Consider the following 17,428-nt stretch of genomic DNA (forward strand, 5'->3'; position numbering starts at 1 on the left):
GTTATATAATAGAAGCAATGAGTTATATCACATCAAAGGGGAGAAAATCACATGCAATGGAATGAAATTACGACAATAGAAGAATGGGAAACGATTCTGAAAAAATCTTCCGAGCGCGGCCAAGTTATTTTGAAGCATAGTACGACTTGTCCGGTTAGCTCAAATGCTCTTTCGGAGTTTGAATCTTACTTGAAAAAGGCGCCAAACGGCGATGTGGATTACACACTGGTTAAAGTCATTGAATCCCGCCCGGTTTCCAATAAAATTGCCGAGGATTTGAACGTAAAGCATGAATCGCCGCAAATTATCTACGTGAAGGATCAAATGAAATATTGGACGGCTTCACACTGGGCGGTTACGTCTGCGCACATATCAGCGGTATTAGACTGAATATCGGCATAGAGCTATTCATGAAAGTAAGGTGCAACAGATGAAAGAAATGGAAGAACTGACGTCGATAGACGCCATAGAACGGTTTATTGACAACCACACGTTCAGTTTTTTATACGTATCGAGACAAGATTGCAGTGTGTGCCATGCCATATTACCCAAGCTAAGAGTGCTGTTAGACCGGTTTCCGCGCATTTCATTGGGACATATCCAGGGCGAAGCAGTAGGGGAGATAGCCTCAAGATATTTGATTTTCACGGCACCGGCCCTTCTCTTGTTCGTTGAAGGAAAAGAGCTTCTGAGAGAAGATCGATTTGTACAGTTTGGCGCGTTAGAACGGAAATTGGAAAACTTGATGGATCTCCTTAGCTAGCTGCCTTTGTATCGAGTCATGATGGTATGAAGCTGAACTTATGAGTACAACAATTATTTAGGAACGTATCTTCTTGATTGAAAGCGAGTGTGGGGTATTTGAAGATAAGAGAGGCTAAGCTTGAGGATTACCCTGAGCTTAGGGAAATATTCTTGGCATCACGACGTGAAAATTTTCATTGGGCGGATGCAAACGAGATGGCGTTGGGCGATTTTGATAAGCAAACGGAAAAAGAATTTATACTATTGGCAGAGGAAAATACGATTATCCTTGGATTTACTGCGCTATATTTGCCAGACAACTTTATCCATCATTTATTCGTTCACCCGGATCATGCTGGCAAGGGAGTGGGTAGACAATTGCTTGATGCTGCGATTGAGAGCATGAGAAAGCCGATCCGATTGAAGTGTGTATCCGCAAATCACAAGGCGCTGAAATTCTACGAAAACAACGGCTGGGAAAGAGTGGTTGAGGAAGAGAAGCACGGCGAAAAGTATTGGGTTATGGAATTCAGATAACGCGTAGAAGAAAACTGGGAAACCAGTATTCAATGCAATTTATACTGAAGAGGACCGCGTAAATCGCGGTCTTTTTGCGTGCTCAAAATGATAGGAAACTACGTGCTGATTTCAAAAACTGAAGGAACATAAAAATTCGATTAATTGTCGAAAACAGGGGTTTTTTTGCAAGTTGTTGTTACTAAAGTATTAAAAATATTCGGATAAATGCCGATCTATAAATAGTACAAAAGATGCAATGGTTATGGAATCATAACGTGAATATGGATCTATTGAACTGGAATTTCACTTAACAAAACCATTTTGTGAAGTGAGCCTATGTCAGAATATTGATGGAGGGGGAACGCGGTTCATTCAAGATGAACATTTTTGAAAAATGTAATGTATTCATGAAAGATTGCGGAAATATTCAATGTTTCCAGGAAAGTAGGTGATGCGAACAGGTTCGCTAATGAAATCCCTATTTTATATGGAAAATACATAAGAGATATCAAAGGAGAGACACCAAGTGAGTGAGCCAAAAACGTTCTCAAAAGGACTGCGTTTTAAGAATCTGAGTATTGTTACAAGAAACATGTTATGGACGAGCCTGTATATCATTATTACAGGTGTTATCGTGATTGGTTCTAGCTATTATATCCAGGATTTCGTGCTAACGAAGCAGCTGCAATCCGATTCGGGAAAAATTATGGATACCTTGGTTAAGTCCGTATCGACGGAAGATGCTCAAGCAGTGAAAGGTCAAACCGACCGCAATGCGGATATCCAAAAAAAACTTACCAAAACGTTTGATGAACTATCTCTAAGTCATCCCAACATCGCACAAGGCTATATATTTGGACCGGAGCTCGAGGGTGGTAACAAGACCTCGATTATTGCCATGCCGACGGCAGTGCTTGATATGTTTGCCGAGGAAGATTTGAATCTGGGCGACTTATACGAACAACCGGAGATCCATGCCGACGCCGTGAGAGAGATGCTGAAAACGAAAAAAACCGTCTACACCAAAGGTTATACAGACAATTATGGTACCTGGATCACCGTGCTGCATCCTTTCCAGGATGCCAGCGGCGAAATTTTTGCTTACTTGGGAATCGACGTGGATGCAAGCTTAATCGATACCGGGAAGCAGACGTTGATCATCAATACGGTTTTTGCGCTGCTGATTACCTTGCTGATCGTATTAGTACTGCAGTACTTCACCATTAGACGTACCTTCGCACCGATCCAAGCATTAATGGGGGCGCTGGACAAGCTGAGCAAAGGTGACTTCACCGTCCAATTAAAAGCTGGCGATGATGAGCTGGGGCAGGTCAATGCCAAGTTCAATATGACCGTTAATCAAATTAATGAACTTGTCACAACGATCAAAACGGTATCGGAGCACTCTGCAGAGCAGTCTAAATTCCTCTTCTCGGCTGTGGAAGTCAATAATAACAAGTCTTCCGCCATTACTAAAAATATGGAGGAAATGTCGGAACGAGTTGCGCTGCAGAGCACTTCCATTACCGAAAGCGTGGTTTCACTTGAGGAAATCTCATCTGGCGTATCAACGATTGCCGGCAATACATCGGATCTTTCCGAGATATCCGTGCATATGAAGGAGCAATCGGAACGCGGTAATCACAATGTGGAGCAGGTGATCGAGCAGATGAATTCGATTGATCATTCGGTTAAAAACTCGGTGAATATCATCGAAAAGCTTCAGAACCGTTCAAATGAGATCGGTCAGATCGTGCAGGTTATTACCGAAATTTCCTCTCAGACAAATCTGTTATCACTCAATGCCGGAATCGAAGCGGCAAGAGCGGGCGAAGAGGGCCGCGGTTTTGCTGTGGTCGCCAGCGAAGTTAAGAAACTTTCGGAGGAATCAAGAAAATCCGCAGACCAAATCATTGAATTGGTTCGATACATTCAGGATGAAACGGCATCTGCGGTAGAAGCCATCAGCGAAGGGGAACAAAACGTCGCCAAGGGAATTGAGGTTGTCAAAGAAACCGGTGAGCTGTTTAAAGGCATGCTGGTGGCAACCGATACAGTGACCAGTCAAATTCAAGAGGTGTCTGCAGCTACCCAGCAAATGGTTGCCGAGACCGAACAGATTACGGCAGCGATTAAACAACTGGCTGAGCTCGCAGAGAGAAACTCGTCTGTGTCGGGTGAGATCCGGATTAGTAGCCAGGAACAGCAGGCATCCTTTGCCAAAATCTTCGAGTCTGCGGAGCAGATTAACCAGGTTTCCGCTGAGCTGGAGGCCCTTGTAAACAAATTGCATGTGTAGTGTGTAGTACTACGAGGACAGAAACAGTAGAGAAAAAAGATGGAGCTGAAACCTTTGAATACAACATTGATGATCGAACAAGGCAAAGAATATTGGTTGAATGAACTGCAGCTACCTTTACCGGGATTCTATCTGTACACCGATGGTCCAGCGCATCTTCAGCAGCAAGAGCTTGATCATATGGTGATTAACCTTCATATCGAAACCGGTAAGATCAAGCAGTTCCACGATTCATATGACATGAAGGCATGGATGCTCACAAGCTATGTCGTATTTCTGTACCGAATGACTCACGATACCGATTTGCTGATCGGCGTGAACAATGAGAAGGGCAATCTCCTTCCGCTGAGAGTTAACTTAAGCGGTAGCGATTCATTCGCACAGATTTATGAGCAAGTTTCCGCCAAAATGGAGCAGATTGAAGGAAGCAGCTTTTCGCTTGAGGATATAGAAGGCTTCACCGGTCAATCGCTCACTCTCCAAACGGTCTATGGCAGTAACGGGAAGGGTTATGCCTATAGTTCCAGCGGGCTGAACTGGATGGTTCAGGAAGAGAAGAAGGACGAGTGGACACTCTATGTATCCTATGCACGGCCTTTGTATAAAGAAGAAACGATCGGAAAATTCAGTAGGCATTTTGAGCTGCTTGCTTGCGCGGCTCTTGAGCATGCGGACATGCCGGTTAGCCGTTTGCCTATGCTGACAGAAGAGGACCGGAACGCGTACACAATTCTCAATGACACGAAGCAGGATCTGCCGGAAGATCCTACCATTGTGTCAATGCTCGCTTCCATTGTGAAGAAATTTCCAGAGAGAATTGCACTATCGTCGGATCATGAGCAAGTCACGTATGAACAGCTTGACCGGTTGTCAAACCAAATCTCACATATGCTTCTAGACAAGGGGCTGCGTAAAGGCCAATTCGTCTCGATATTTATGAAGAGGGGCCTGGATACGGTTGTTAGTATGCTCGGTGTGCTCAAGGCCGGTGGAGCCTATATCCCGCTGGATCCATCACATCCAGATGAAAGAAATGCCTATATTATCGAGGATACCGAATCGGCGATCATTCTTACACATCAGGATTTCACAGCAAAGCTGGATGGGCTCCTGGCAGGTTTTCAACCGAAGCCAGAATACTTCTGTCTTGATGATAAATTCCTTTCATACTCGGATGAAGCCTGTGGTGTCCGCGTTGAAGGTGATGATTTGGCTTATATCATCTATACCTCTGGTTCGACGGGCAAACCGAAAGGCGCTTTAATCGCCCATCAAGGTGTCGTGAACTTGGCACTGGCCAATCAAGAGAAATTACAGATGAGTGAACAAGATATCATTCTTCAATATTCCACCTTCAGCTTTGATGCTTCCGTTTACGATATATTCGGATCGCTGGCTTGCGGTTCACGACTGCATCTTCTCTCCGATGAGCAGCGTTTCTCCATAGACGCCTTTACGGAGGCTGTGGCAGATACCAAAGCAACTCGAGTTGCGATATTGCCTACGGTGTTTTTTAACCAATTGGCAGCGTATTTGCCTATGGAAGATACTCACAAATACCGCAACGTTAAAACAATCGTGGTTGGTGGAGAAGCTTTGGCCGGAGAAACCGTTCGTATGTTCCAGAAGAAGCTGCAGATTCCAATCGTGAATCTGTACGGCCCAACGGAAACGACGGTTGTAGCAACAGGGCATGTCGTGGATTATGCGGTTCCGGACGATCTGGCCACCGTGTATATCGGGACGCCATTTGCCAACTATGAATTGTATATTGTGAATGAACATAATGAGTTATGTCCAACCTGCGTAACCGGAGAGCTGCTGATCTGCTCGGTCGGCGTAGCCAAAGGGTATCTGAATCAGCCTGAGAAAACCAAAGAAGCCTTTATTCTGGACCCGTTAACACCGGAATCCGGGAAACAATACTACCGATCCGGAGATTTGGTTCGCCTGCTGCCGAACGGACAAGTAGAATACCGGGGACGAAAAGATTCACAGGTGAAGATCAGAGGCTTCCGGATCGAGATTGGAGAGATCGAGGATAATCTGGCGAAGCATGAAAGCGTAAAGGATATCGCGGTCATTCCGAGAATGGACGAGGACGGAACCAAAATGTTAGCGGCATTCTATACAACCCATGATGGACAGGCAGCTTCTGCTAAGGATTTGGTGCAATTTTTAAGTCAGAAAGTACCTAGTTACATGGTTCCTAAATACATGTGTTTTGTAGAAGAGATGCCACTATCCCCGACCGGTAAGATTGATCGTAAGAAGCTGGCATTGTACGAATTGTCGATGGAGATGGAAGAGGATGACTCCCACTACGAGGCACCGGTTAATGATATTCAGCGGGATATTGCTGCAGCCTGGGAAAGAGCACTCGGACAAACCAAAATCGGCATCCATGACGATTTCTTCGATATTGGCGGTTATTCTCTGAAAATCCTGGAGATTCTAGTGCTTCTTAAGCCGCAATATCCACAGTTGAAGATCAATGATTTCTTTGTTTATCCGACGATTGCAAAATTGGCGGAGAGAGTAGAGGAACTGGGTCAGCAGACGATTCCATCCGATCAAACAGAGAATAGGGATCTTCCTATTCAGGATTTGGCTGAGTATCCGACCTCATTCCCTATCAACCAGGGTTCGGGACAACCTATCTATACCCAGCAGCATATTTTGCTGACAGGCGCGACGGGATATTTGGGATCACATCTGCTGAATGAACTGCTGAAACAATCGACCGCTACCGTGTACTGCCTAGTTCGACCGTCGAAGCTGATGGAGCCCTATGCTCGCCTTGAGCAGATCATGACCGGATATTTTGGCGAAGAGGTCAAGACTCGTATGGATAAAAGGGTGATCGCGATTCAGGGCGACTTGGAGCAGGAGTTTCTCGGGCTCGGAGCACAAGACCGTGCATTGATTGAAGCGCGCATCGATTCCATCATTCATTGCGGAGCTGAAGTGAAGCATTTTGGCGATTCCGACTATTTTGCGCGAGTGAATGTGGAGAGTACGGACCGCTTGTTGGCTTTGGCTCAGAGAAGACCTCATATCCGATTCCACTTTATATCTACGCTTGGGATCCCTGAAGATTTGGCACTGGGTGGTCAATGGGATGCCATCGTTGCTGGAACGGGATATGAAGAGTCGATCATCGAGAATGTCTATACGAACAGCAAGCTGGAGGCAGAGAAGCTGGTCATTAAAGCCGGTGCAGATAGAGGAATCCCGGCAGCGGTTTATCGCGTGGGGAATCTGTCTTGTAACTCGGAGAACGGAATATTCCAGAAAAACATCGATAACAACGCTTTTTACCGCATGCTGAAAGCGATGCTGCTGTTGAAGAAAGCACCTGGCGTGAGATGGGAAGTGGATATTACGCCGATTAACTATGCCGGGGAAGCCATTACCGCTCTGCTGCTTCAGCAAGAAACGGTCGGGCGAGTGTTTCATATCTGCAACCCGGTTGCCATTCCTTATGAGGACATGGTGGGGCATTTTAAAGCCTATGGATATGACATTTCAGTGATGGACTGGAAGGCATACGAGGCATGGTTATTGGATCCGCAGCAGCCGAAGGATAAGGAAGGCCTTGAGCTGGCGATGGCACAGTTCGAAGGCGACGGAGCGAAGAATTCCATCTACCGGTATACTTGTCCGCAAACATCGGAATTCCTTAAGCACACGGGGGTAAAATGTGCTGTACCGGACAAGCTGTTATTTGAAAAAATGATAGAGTATGCCGCTGGTATTGGATATTTCGTGAAACCGGAGTAACGATATGTAGGCAAGAAGCATGAAACCGCGAGAAGCTCTCGCGGTTTTTTTGTGGTCAGGATCAGGCATCGCTGGCAAATATTTTTTTTTGAAACGTGAGTGTGGTACGATCATACTGATTTAAGTCCAGTAACACCAAATGAGGTGGCCTATGAATCACGAACATTGGAAGCAGGCAGAAACTGCACTGGCTTGTATGGAAGTTACCAAGAACGGTGATAACGACCCTGTCACGATTGAAGGCGAATCGGATGACCTGCGCTGCATCGGAATCGGTACGGATGCTGCAGTATTCGTATACGAACCTTTGCCGGCCTACGCGTTCAAACTGTATGCTGCGGAGGCGCTACCTAAGAAAGAAGCGGAGATTAAGGTCTATCAAGAGCTGGTGGGCAGCCCCTATTTCCCTGCATTTTATGGGGCAGGTGAGCGTTATGTGGCGATTAGCCATGAATCTGGATTAACCCTGTATGACTGTTTGCTCTATGGTGTGTCCGTTCCAAGGCAGGTCATCGATGATGTCGAGGCAGCACGATCCTTTGTGCGGAGCAAGGGCTTAAACCCGCGGGATATTCATTTGAAGAATGTACTGCTGCAGGAAGGCAGAGGGAAGGTGCTCGATGTATCGGAGTATATTCAGGAAGGAAACGACAAGCGATGGGAGCATCTTATGTGGGCCTACGACAACGTATATCCGCTGCTTGAGGGCAAGAAGCTGCCGCTTTGGGTATTGGAGGCCGTGAAGAACGGATATTACCGTCTTGATCCATCCAGTGTGAATATGCAGGAATTTGCAGACCGGATTGGGCGACTGTTCTTCAGAAAATAGGAGAATGGGACCCATTCGAAACAGGTAAGAGCGCATTCCCCTCTTAACAAACGAAACGAAGCAAAGTGCTATCTTCAGAACATATTTGACGGATTCAATCCTCTTGAAGCTGTAACTGCTCCAGGGGGATTTTTGTATTTAGAAGATACTCCAGTCCATCTCGCGGGATATGGACTGGAGTAAATGTACGCCGGCATAGCTGTTGCCTTTATTATTCAATGCAGGGCCTACTACGCCGATGCCATAACGTCCCGGCACAAAAGTTAAAATGCCCCCTGAAACGCCGCTCTTGGCGGGTAAGCCTACCTGAATGGCGAATTCTCCTGATGCGTTGTACATGCCACATGTCGTCATGAACGTCTTGGCGATTTGAACATATCTTCTCGGTATGAGCGCTTTGCCGGTTAGCGGATCCGAACCGTTGCAGGCTAGCACCAATGCCATTCTGGCTAAATCGGCGCAATCCACAGCGATGGAGCAGTGCCGAAAATACACCTCTAACACCTTTTCAACATCTCCGCTGAGAACCCCGTTTTCCTTTAGAAAGAATGCTATAGAGCGATTCAGATTCCCGGTATCCGATTCGGAGCGGTAAACGCCCAAGTCATATTCCAAATCAGTGTTGCCCGCTAGCTCTTTAAGGAACTGAAGAATTCGGTCGGATTTCTCGTTCGGGCTGTCTCCGCGAATTAAGGAAGAAACGGTAATCGCGCCTGCGTTAATCATCGGATTGAAGGGAATGCCGGGTCTGACTAACTCCAGCTTCAGCATGGAATTGAAGTTGTCTCCGGTCGGCTCCATGCCGACCTTGCTAAAGACGGCATCCTCTCCATTGTCCATCAGCGCCAATATCAGCGTAAACACTTTGGAGATGCTCTGCATCGTAAAACGCAGCCCGCAGTCCCCGGCGGTGACGGATTCACCCTGGGGGTTCATTAAGGTGATACCCAAAGCATCATGGGGAGCTTTGGACAGCTCGGGGATGTAGGAGGCGACTTTACCTCTGCCGACACATGGTAAGCTGGCTTCCAGCCAGCCGGGGAGCTGCTGCCGGATGGTTTCGATTTCGGGTGACATCATGTAGTAAACCCCTTTCTTGGATTCTAGTTAGCCAGCAGTTGAATGACATTAGTGACGATGAACCAAGCGGATTTTGAGACGTTGGATGACGAAAGATTGGGATGGGCTTGTGTGGAATCAACGCTTCTAGGTATCCGCGGAAAAAAGCTTCCGTCAAATCACAGGCGATTTCAAGTTTGAACAGAAGCCAACAGGCTTTGTGCATGTTCTGGGTGTTTTATGACCACGCCAAGGATTCAGAAAGCGTGTAGTACGCATGAGATTTAATGAGATCGCTCCCGATAGCTTGAAACGAATCAGGTTGTTCATTCGTTCGAACCCGCAGGATTTTGTGGTGTTAAAGGAAGAATAGTCCGAAGACTTAAATAATAGAACGTTATAGCCCGCCATGACCGTCCATGCAGCGGGTTTTTGTTTTGTTCTGAGCCAGCATGTTTGTGTAAGTGCACTCAACAAGTTTGTTAAGCTTTATGTAAGGTTCGTATAAAAATCGTGTAAGGTTCGCCTTCTATAATTACATCTGTGCTTAACTAACGATGACTTGAAGGAGAACGCGATATGACAACCATATTACAAGCAAAACATGTAGAAAAAACATTTGGTATTCAAGGAAATCAATATACGGCATTGCAAGACATCAATCTTGAAATTCAGGAAGGTGAGTTTGTCGGTATTATGGGACCTTCCGGGGCAGGCAAATCCACGCTGCTGAATATTTTCTCGACGATCGATACACCGTCGGCAGGGGATATTACCATTGCCGGACAACATATCGTATCGATGAACGAGGAGCAGCTATCGGATTTTCGCCGGAATCAGCTAGGATTTATCTTTCAGGACTACAACCTGCTGGACACGCTCACCGTCAAAGAAAATATTTTGCTTCCCCTGGCATTGTCGAAGGTGCCTGCAGCCGAGATTGAAAAACGGGTGAACGAGATCGCCGATACGTTCGGGATTCGCGATATCTTAAACAAATATCCTTATCACATCTCGGGTGGTCAGAAGCAGCGTACCGCGGCCTCGCGCGCCATTGTTGCCAATCCGAGCCTCATATTGGCGGATGAACCGACAGGGGCTCTGGATTCCAAGTCGGCAACCAACCTGCTGCAAAGCTTAAAGAAACTGAATGAGATAGAGCGTGCCACCATCATGATGGTCACTCACGATGCTTATGCAGCAAGCTACTGCAAACGCGTCATTTTTATAAAAGACGGGCAGCTGTACCAGGAGCTTCATCGAGAAGACCAACTGCGCAAGGTGTTTTTTGATCAGATCCTGGAGGTACTGGCTGCACTTGGGGGTGAGCATGATGACACTGTTTAGCATAGCCAGAAAAAACATCCGCAAAAATTTCACCAATTACTTTTTATATTTTGCTTCGATGATTTTTAGTATCGTCATTTACTTCACTTTTGTTTCACTTAAATATGATACTGCGATTCAGTCCGCAACGGAGGGGTCGACAAAAATCAGCTCGGCCTTTAGCGGTGCCGCCGTTGTGCTGATCATCTTTGTGGCTATATTCATCTGGTACTCCAATTCCTTCTTTACTCGCAAGCGCAAGAAAGAAGTCGGATTGTATTCATTGCTCGGTGTTCGGAAGAAACAGATCGGCCGAATGTTATTTTATGAAAACTTTCTGATGGGTGTGCTGGCTCTACTGGCGGGGATTGCCCTGGGCTCCGTGCTGACGAGATTTTTTGTATCCCTGTTAATGAAGGTCATGGGATATGATGCGGTGTCGAATTTTTCTATATCGCCTGCGGCCATCATCAACACCGCCATTGTGTTTATGATCATTACGCTTATCACGTCACTGCAGGGTTACCGATTGATCTACCGGTTCAAATTGATTGAGTTGTTTCATGCGGATCAGGAGGGAGAACGGGAACCGAAGGCTTCATGGATCACCGCTGTATTGTCTCTGGTATTCATAGGCACCGGATATTGGCTTGCTCTGCAGAACCTGCTGGAATCCAAGGCTTGGGCGGCGATGGGATTCATGCTAACGCCACTCGTCATCCTGACGACGGTGATTATCGGAACATATCTGCTGTTCAGTACCCTGACCGTGACATTGTTGAAAATATCCAGAAATAACAAGAACCGATTCTGGAACGGGATGAACATGATTGGTGTCTCCCAGCTTCTATATCGCATCAAAGGCAATGCGCGCACGCTCACGATCATTGCCGTCCTTAGCGCGACAACACTTACTGCTGTTGGGACGGCTTACAGCTTTTATTACAGTAATGCAAGCAATGCCCAGCAAGCGAACCCCAACAGCATGATGTGGATCTCCCATGATAGCAGCGTGACCAAGCGAGCCGACGAGTTGATAGACTCAACTCCGCAGCACGAGCTGTTATATCATGCGTCCGTCCCTATCTTGGAAGTGGATGCTGATGTCAGTGGGCTGAACGATGTTTTTTCGCATGACATCCAATCATACAGCGTCATCTCCCAGCATGATTTTAACGAGCTGGCGAAGATGCAGGACCGCAAAGACACCATCACATTAAGCGGAGACGAGGCCGTTGCCTTGGACCCGGCCTATTACGAAGGAATTTCACCGACGTATGTGGGTTCTACGGTCTCGCTCAAAACAGACAAGCAGGAGCAGCCAATTACCTTTAAGGAATTGAAGAAATACAGCGTGCTGAACTTGGGTACAGTCTATTCTACTATCGTTATAAGCGATGAACGGTTTGCGCAATTGGAGAAACAAGCAAACACGATCATGCTGGAGGCCTATGGCATATCGAATCAAGACAAAGCGAAGCAACTGACGGAGGATCTCGAAGGCATCTTGCCGGAAAGCGCGTCATTTGCCAGCTATTATCAGGATTATGCGAGAGGAATGGAAGCGTCAGGCCTGTTGATTTTTATGGGAGGATTTCTGGGGCTTGTGTTCCTTACGGCGACTGGCAGCATCATATATTTCAAGCAATTAACCGAGGCAAATTCGGATAAGGCAAGATATCAGATATTAAACAAGATCGGCGTAAATCGGCGTGAGGTTAAAAAGAGCATAGCCCAGCAAGTGCTGTTCATCTTTGCTTTACCGCTCGTTGCCGGCATTGCCCACTGCGCTGTCGCACTTTCTGCGTTGTCCAAACTTCTGCATATGAATCTTGTGATTCCGGTCGTGATCTGTATGGCCGTCTATACCTGTGTTTATTTGATCTATTACGTCGTTACCGTTAGGTCCTACTATAAAATTGTAACCAAAACTAAATAACCTATCATAAAGGAGTATAGTCATGAAAAAAACGATGATCTTCGGCGGCATTCTTGTCGCCATCCTCATTGGATTTGTTGTATTTATTCAAAATGTGAACATTAACCGCATCGGGACGGATCAATATTATGTGCAAATTCAAGATGGAACCAAAGTGGAAGACAAAACGGATAACGGGGAGAAGTACATCTACTATGAGTACACCTTGGAAGGCTTCAACAAAGAAGGGAACGCGAAGACGTTAACCTTTAGGGCGAACAAAGAACTGCGAAAAGAAGCGTACTTGCGTTTATACGTCAAGGAAAAGGGTGTCAGTTCCTATCAAGAGGTACAGGCAAACGAGCTTCCGGAACCAGCCAAGGTGAAGCTGGAAACGTTAGGAAAATAAGGACGATATCAGAGGGAGAGAATAACATGACTCACGTAAAAGAAAAAACGACGATCCTATCGAAAAAGGCTATTATTGGCTCACTTGCATTGACATTGACTGCATGCCCGCTCATCAACGCGGGTCATGCAGCGGCAAAAGCAGGTACCCCGACTACAATTTCACAAGTCTCTGCGAGCGTTGAAGCGCATGCGCCGATTCAATATCATATTCAGGCGAGACTGAACGAGAAGAACATGACCATGCAGGCAAGCAGCATGGTTACCTATCGAAACACCAGTCAGGATACGTTGAATCAGCTGGTATTCCATACCTATGCCGATGCCAACCGTTCGAAATCGACTCAGACGTCCATGTTTAAACGATCGAACGAAGCAATCAGCAAGAACAATCCGGATAAGAAACCGGAAGATTTTCTCGGCGGCATTGATATTCAAGGAGTCAACGCTAACAGCCAAGCTCTCGAGTTCCATAATAAAGATCAGGCTTTGACAATTCAATTAAAGGAGCCCCTTCAACCGGGCGCAACGATATCGGTACATATGGACTTCTCTTTGAACATTCCGTATGGCTCGCAGCGCTTATCTTATTACCAGGATATTGTGAATGGCGCTCACTGGTTTCCGGTTTTGTCGGTCTATGACGAGGAGAAGCATCAATGGAATACAACCCCTTACAGTCCATCATTCGAAAGCGATTATTATACTTCTGCAGATTATGAAGTAGAGTTCAACGTTCCCGACGCTTATCAGGTGGCGATGCCAGGCACGATAACGACACGGAATAACGTGGAACCTGGCCGCAAGGTTGTTTCCACTGTTGCCAACAATACAAGGGAATTCGTATTTTTTGCCAGTCCCAATTTCAAAGTGGATAGTGTGACCCGCGACGGCTTGACGATCGAATATTTTTATTTTGATAACGAACCGGGAAAGAAACAGGTCATTGATCGGTATATCGATCAGGCATTTAAAGCAATAGCATTTTTTAGCGATAAATATGGTGCTTATCCTTATCCGGAATTCCGAATCGTCGAGTCTTACGTGGAGGGTGTGGCTATTGAATATTCACGGGTCATCCAGATGGGACAGGTTCACACCCAGGCCGATCCCGCGCAGGACACTGTATTCGTTCATGAAATCGCTCATCAGTGGTTCCACGCTCTAATCGGAAACGATTCGGAGAAGGAATCTTTCCTGGACGAAGGTTTTGCCGATTTTTCCAAGGTGTATTTTGCCGAGAAGCAGGGGGATAAGCTGAATGGTTTTAAATCCATTCAATTTGACGATTCCAAGATGGAGCTTGCCATTGCATCGACCAATGACGAGGTGGGGGATTTGGCTAGCCCGGTGTATTACGAGAAAGGTCGCCAAGCGATCTACCAATTGTACCGTTCCGTTGGCGAAGAGAAGTTTGACCGCTTTATGAAGGAATATTTCAAACGCTATGTATATAAAAATGCTACCATTGAGGGACTTCTCCAAACGATTGAAGACGTGCTCGGAAAAGAGGCGCGAAACGAAATGGCAACGGCTCTACATCAGCCGGGATTTGTTCTTAAGCCTGAATACCAACTGTCCGAAGAGGAGAAAACCGCATATATGCATGATCAGTTTCAATTGCTGTACCAATCAGCCCTTTCCCAAATTCCAGATTTGCCCTACGAAACGATGAGTCGCATCATGGAGAAGGCCCTTCAGGGAGAGCCATTATCGATCGTTCTGAGCGATCAAGTAAGCAATCATACACGCAAACAGCAAGAAGCCATGGTGAACCAGCTCACGATGCTTCTTGATATCAGCGGAGTGAAATATGACGTTATTCGGGATCGCCAGGTGTTGAAAACGAAATTGAAGAAGGAACTGGGGACAAGCAATCTGATCGTGATCGGCAACGGTAAAACGAACGGGGTGATCCAGGCCCTGAAGTCCGGTATCATCGAGCGGGTGAACAAAATGGGCTTTGCCTGGAAGGATACCATGAATCAACCGAGTGCTTCCGGGGCGTATGTGATCAAGCATCCATTCAATCAAAATCGCCTAATGCTGCACTATTTCTGGAATGGAGATCATGTAAGTGATGAGGTCTTCGAGACCTACATGGCGAAAATGCAGGAATCCCTTGGATTCACGAGCGCTTTCTATCAGTACTATGTGATGGACAAGAAGGGCAAGGTGGTGTTAGATAAACAAGAGGAGAACCCGCTATCGAAGTTTTTTGCGGAGGAGTAAGCTGGATGTATGTTTTCTTCCTGATGCTCCATACGCTGTTGAATAGCAGCCTGGCAGGAGGGAAAAATGTTGGTTATAGCAGGGGGTGAACGAATTGGCGTTTGATCAAAAGGTACTTGTCGTTGATGACGAGGCGGATATTGTCAGGCTTCTTCAAACCGTGCTGATCAAGGAAGGCATCGATCAGGTATATACCGCAGCAACAGCGGAAGCAGCATGGCTTGAATTCCAGAAGTGGCAGCCCGATCTTGTCATTCTGGATATCATGCTTCCGGACGGAGAAGGATACGAGGTATGCAAGAAAATACGCAGCGTCTCCAATGTTCCGATATTCTTCTTATCGGCCAAGACCGAAGAGATTGATAAAATCCTGGGTTTCGCCATCGGCGGCGACGACTATATTACCAAGCCCTTTAGTCCGAAGGAAGTGGCTTACCGGATCAAAGCCCGGTTTCGGAGACCGGAAGTTTCTGAGCATGAGGATAAACCGAATCGCGTGATTAAGAAAGGCCCCTTTGAATTAGATGAAGAGAAGGTGGAGCTGAAGAAGAACGGCAAGGTCATTCCACTAAAACCGAAAGAGCTGGGATTGCTTACGCTGCTGCTTAAACATCCGGGCCAGATCATCAGCAAGGAAAGTTTATATGATCAGGTATGGGGTGAGGAATTCTTCGGATTTGATAATACCGTGATGGTTCACATCAGGAGGCTGCGGGAGAAAATAGAAGAGGACCCTTCCAATCCCCGGTATCTCCTTACGGTAAAAGGCCTTGGGTATAAGTTTGTCGTAGAGGATGAATAAGGGATGAAGTGGAAGCTGACCGGCAGGTATCTGGTCTCCGTGGTTCTTATCGTCGTCATCGTTATTATTATGAACATCGTGGTGATTATCGGCTTATTCGTTCTACAATCGGTGAATGAGGATTTCCCGCTTTTAAATCGGCAAACCTCAGCAGAATCGATATCCAGATCCTTCCAGGAACATATCGTAATATCGGAATCGGGGGCTTCGATAAGCGAGAAGGGCAAGGAGATTTTGGAGAAGAATCAGGCATGGGTACAAATTCTGGATGAGGATGGTGGGGAAATCTACCGCTATCTTGCTCCGGAAGAAGCCAAAACAAAGTACGCCCCCATCGATATTGTGCAGATTTATAAGTATGTCGAGAAGGAAGTGCTTTCGACCGTCTTTATTGGCGAAAAGACAGGCTTCGAACATCGTTACAGTTACTTGATTGGATTTACGACTCCATACTTGGAGCGGCAAGTGTTAACCATCGATTCACGGAACTTCGCACAGATGTTTAAGGTATTTAGTGTGTCCATCATCATCGTTGACGGATTCATCGCCTTATGTATCGCTTATATCTTCAGCAAGCGGCTGACCAAACCCATGTTTATCTTAATTGACAGCATTAAGCGTTTGGCTAGCCGTAATTATAACGTCTATCATCAACCTAAAGGGATATATAAGGACGTGTTTGCCAATATCAATTTTTTGGCTCAAGAGCTGAAATCAAGCGAGAAGGAAAGAAAGAAATTGGATGCGATGAAGGAAGAATGGATCGGCAATATCTCGCATGATATCAAAACGCCTCTTGCTTCGATTCAAGGCTATGCGGAGATGATAAAGGACACGGAATATCAGTTCTCGATGGATGAAATACGGGATTATGCCGGGATCATCGAAGGAAAGTCCAAATATTTGCGAGACGTAATCGAGGACTTGAATCTGTCGACCCGCTTGAGGAATAAAAAGCTGACGTTGAATAAGAAAAATGTAAACCTCGTAAGCCTGGTACGCAATGTCGTGATCGATACCCTGAATGACCCGAGATACGCCAACCGGGACATTGATTTTAGCAGCAGTCATGAAGTCATTAAAATCGAGGTTGACGATATTCTGATACGTAGAGCAATCACCAATCTGATCTATAATGCGATAGTTCATAACCGTGAGGATATTTCGATCAAGGTCCAGGTCGAGAAGAATGAAGAGCATATCCTGATTCGTGTGGAGGATAATGGAAAAGGCATTAAGCAGGAGGAGCTCGGAAGAATCTTCGATCGATATTACCGTGGGACCAATACGGGGGAACTCCATAAAGGGTCAGGTCTTGGCATGGCTATTACACATGACATTGTGATCGCGCATGGAGGACATATTCAGGTTCATAGCACGCTTGGCCACGGCACGGTTATGGAAATCAAACTGGTTCGGAACAGCGCCGATATGAATGAGGGTTTTCCCACGGTTAGGGACCAGGGTCAGGAGTAAAAACACGCAAAAGGGATACACTACCGCAAAAGG

Annotated in this window: 13 protein-coding genes; 12 read left to right on the top strand and 1 reads right to left on the bottom strand. The window is 46.2% G+C overall.

Annotated features, from left to right (window positions below):
- The first annotated feature begins 51 nt into the window (after positions 1-51).
- The 6 genes from ytxJ to MKY48_RS14725 all read left to right on the top strand — a co-directional run bounded on the left by ytxJ (position 52) and on the right by MKY48_RS14725 (position 8,174).
- Positions 52-390 (top strand): bacillithiol system redox-active protein YtxJ, encoded by a 339-nt coding sequence (gene ytxJ / locus MKY48_RS14700; RefSeq protein ID WP_339293311.1) that lies wholly within the window; start codon positions 52-54, stop codon positions 388-390.
- Positions 391-430: 40 nt separating this feature from the next.
- On the top strand, positions 431-763 hold the full coding sequence (locus MKY48_RS14705) for a thioredoxin family protein (RefSeq protein WP_339272871.1): 333 nt from the start codon (positions 431-433) through the stop codon (positions 761-763).
- A 98-nt stretch (positions 764-861) separates the two neighbouring features.
- Complete coding sequence (locus MKY48_RS14710; RefSeq protein WP_339272873.1) at positions 862-1,281, top strand: GNAT family N-acetyltransferase; 420 nt, start codon at positions 862-864, stop codon at positions 1,279-1,281.
- Between the two features lie 508 nt (positions 1,282-1,789).
- The gene (locus MKY48_RS14715) at positions 1,790-3,562 is read left to right on the top strand and encodes a HAMP domain-containing methyl-accepting chemotaxis protein (protein WP_339293312.1); all 1,773 of its coding nucleotides are present in this window, start codon (positions 1,790-1,792) and stop codon (positions 3,560-3,562) included.
- Between the two features lie 54 nt (positions 3,563-3,616).
- Complete coding sequence (locus tag MKY48_RS14720) at positions 3,617-7,345, top strand: amino acid adenylation domain-containing protein (protein ID WP_339272876.1); 3,729 nt, start codon at positions 3,617-3,619, stop codon at positions 7,343-7,345.
- Positions 7,346-7,496: 151 nt separating this feature from the next.
- The gene (locus MKY48_RS14725; RefSeq protein ID WP_339272878.1) at positions 7,497-8,174 is read left to right on the top strand and encodes a serine/threonine protein kinase; all 678 of its coding nucleotides are present in this window, start codon (positions 7,497-7,499) and stop codon (positions 8,172-8,174) included.
- Positions 8,175-8,312: 138 nt separating this feature from the next.
- Here MKY48_RS14725 and glsA read toward each other — a convergent pair whose 3' ends face one another.
- Positions 8,313-9,251, bottom strand: coding sequence for a glutaminase A (gene glsA, locus MKY48_RS14730; protein WP_339273502.1), 939 nt, complete (start codon positions 9,249-9,251; stop codon positions 8,313-8,315).
- A 561-nt stretch (positions 9,252-9,812) separates the two neighbouring features.
- On the opposite strand from glsA, the gene MKY48_RS14735 reads away from it, so the two are divergent.
- The 6 genes from MKY48_RS14735 to MKY48_RS14760 all read left to right on the top strand — a co-directional run bounded on the left by MKY48_RS14735 (position 9,813) and on the right by MKY48_RS14760 (position 17,395).
- Positions 9,813-10,580 (top strand): ABC transporter ATP-binding protein, encoded by a 768-nt coding sequence (locus MKY48_RS14735; RefSeq protein ID WP_339272879.1) that lies wholly within the window; start codon positions 9,813-9,815, stop codon positions 10,578-10,580.
- The gene (locus tag MKY48_RS14740) at positions 10,567-12,498 is read left to right on the top strand and encodes an ABC transporter permease (RefSeq protein WP_339273503.1); all 1,932 of its coding nucleotides are present in this window, start codon (positions 10,567-10,569) and stop codon (positions 12,496-12,498) included. Before MKY48_RS14735 ends, MKY48_RS14740 begins: the two co-directional genes overlap by 14 nt.
- Before the next feature lie 22 nt (positions 12,499-12,520).
- On the top strand, positions 12,521-12,886 hold the full coding sequence (locus tag MKY48_RS14745; RefSeq protein ID WP_339272880.1) for a YxeA family protein: 366 nt from the start codon (positions 12,521-12,523) through the stop codon (positions 12,884-12,886).
- A 26-nt stretch (positions 12,887-12,912) separates the two neighbouring features.
- Entirely contained in the window at positions 12,913-15,117 is a 2,205-nt protein-coding gene (locus tag MKY48_RS14750; RefSeq protein ID WP_339272881.1) for a M1 family metallopeptidase, read from the top strand.
- A 94-nt stretch (positions 15,118-15,211) separates the two neighbouring features.
- On the top strand, positions 15,212-15,919 hold the full coding sequence (locus MKY48_RS14755) for a response regulator transcription factor (protein WP_339272883.1): 708 nt from the start codon (positions 15,212-15,214) through the stop codon (positions 15,917-15,919).
- 3 nt (positions 15,920-15,922) lie between these two features.
- Complete coding sequence (locus MKY48_RS14760) at positions 15,923-17,395, top strand: HAMP domain-containing sensor histidine kinase (RefSeq protein WP_339272884.1); 1,473 nt, start codon at positions 15,923-15,925, stop codon at positions 17,393-17,395.
- Positions 17,396-17,428: the final 33 nt, after the last annotated feature.

This window comes from Paenibacillus sp. FSL W8-0187 (assembly GCF_037969755.1).
Classification (GTDB): Bacteria; Bacillota; Bacilli; order Paenibacillales; family Paenibacillaceae; genus Paenibacillus_AQ.

Bases quoted from the DNA above. Each gene is read 5' to 3' on its own strand.
- MKY48_RS14705 (WP_339272871.1), top strand. From the start codon at position 431: ATGAAAGAAATGGAAGAACTGACGTCGATAGACGCCATAGAACGGTTT.
- MKY48_RS14725 (WP_339272878.1), top strand. From the start codon at position 7,497: ATGAATCACGAACATTGGAAGCAGGCAGAAACTGCACTGGCTTGTATG.
- MKY48_RS14750 (WP_339272881.1), top strand. From the start codon at position 12,913: ATGACTCACGTAAAAGAAAAAACGACGATCCTATCGAAAAAGGCTATT.
- MKY48_RS14740 (WP_339273503.1), top strand. From the start codon at position 10,567: ATGACACTGTTTAGCATAGCCAGAAAAAACATCCGCAAAAATTTCACC.
- MKY48_RS14735 (WP_339272879.1), top strand. From the start codon at position 9,813: ATGACAACCATATTACAAGCAAAACATGTAGAAAAAACATTTGGTATT.
- glsA (WP_339273502.1), bottom strand. From the start codon at position 9,251: ATGTCACCCGAAATCGAAACCATCCGGCAGCAGCTCCCCGGCTGGCTG.
- MKY48_RS14760 (WP_339272884.1), top strand. From the start codon at position 15,923: ATGAAGTGGAAGCTGACCGGCAGGTATCTGGTCTCCGTGGTTCTTATC.
- MKY48_RS14745 (WP_339272880.1), top strand. From the start codon at position 12,521: ATGAAAAAAACGATGATCTTCGGCGGCATTCTTGTCGCCATCCTCATT.
- ytxJ (WP_339293311.1), top strand. From the start codon at position 52: ATGCAATGGAATGAAATTACGACAATAGAAGAATGGGAAACGATTCTG.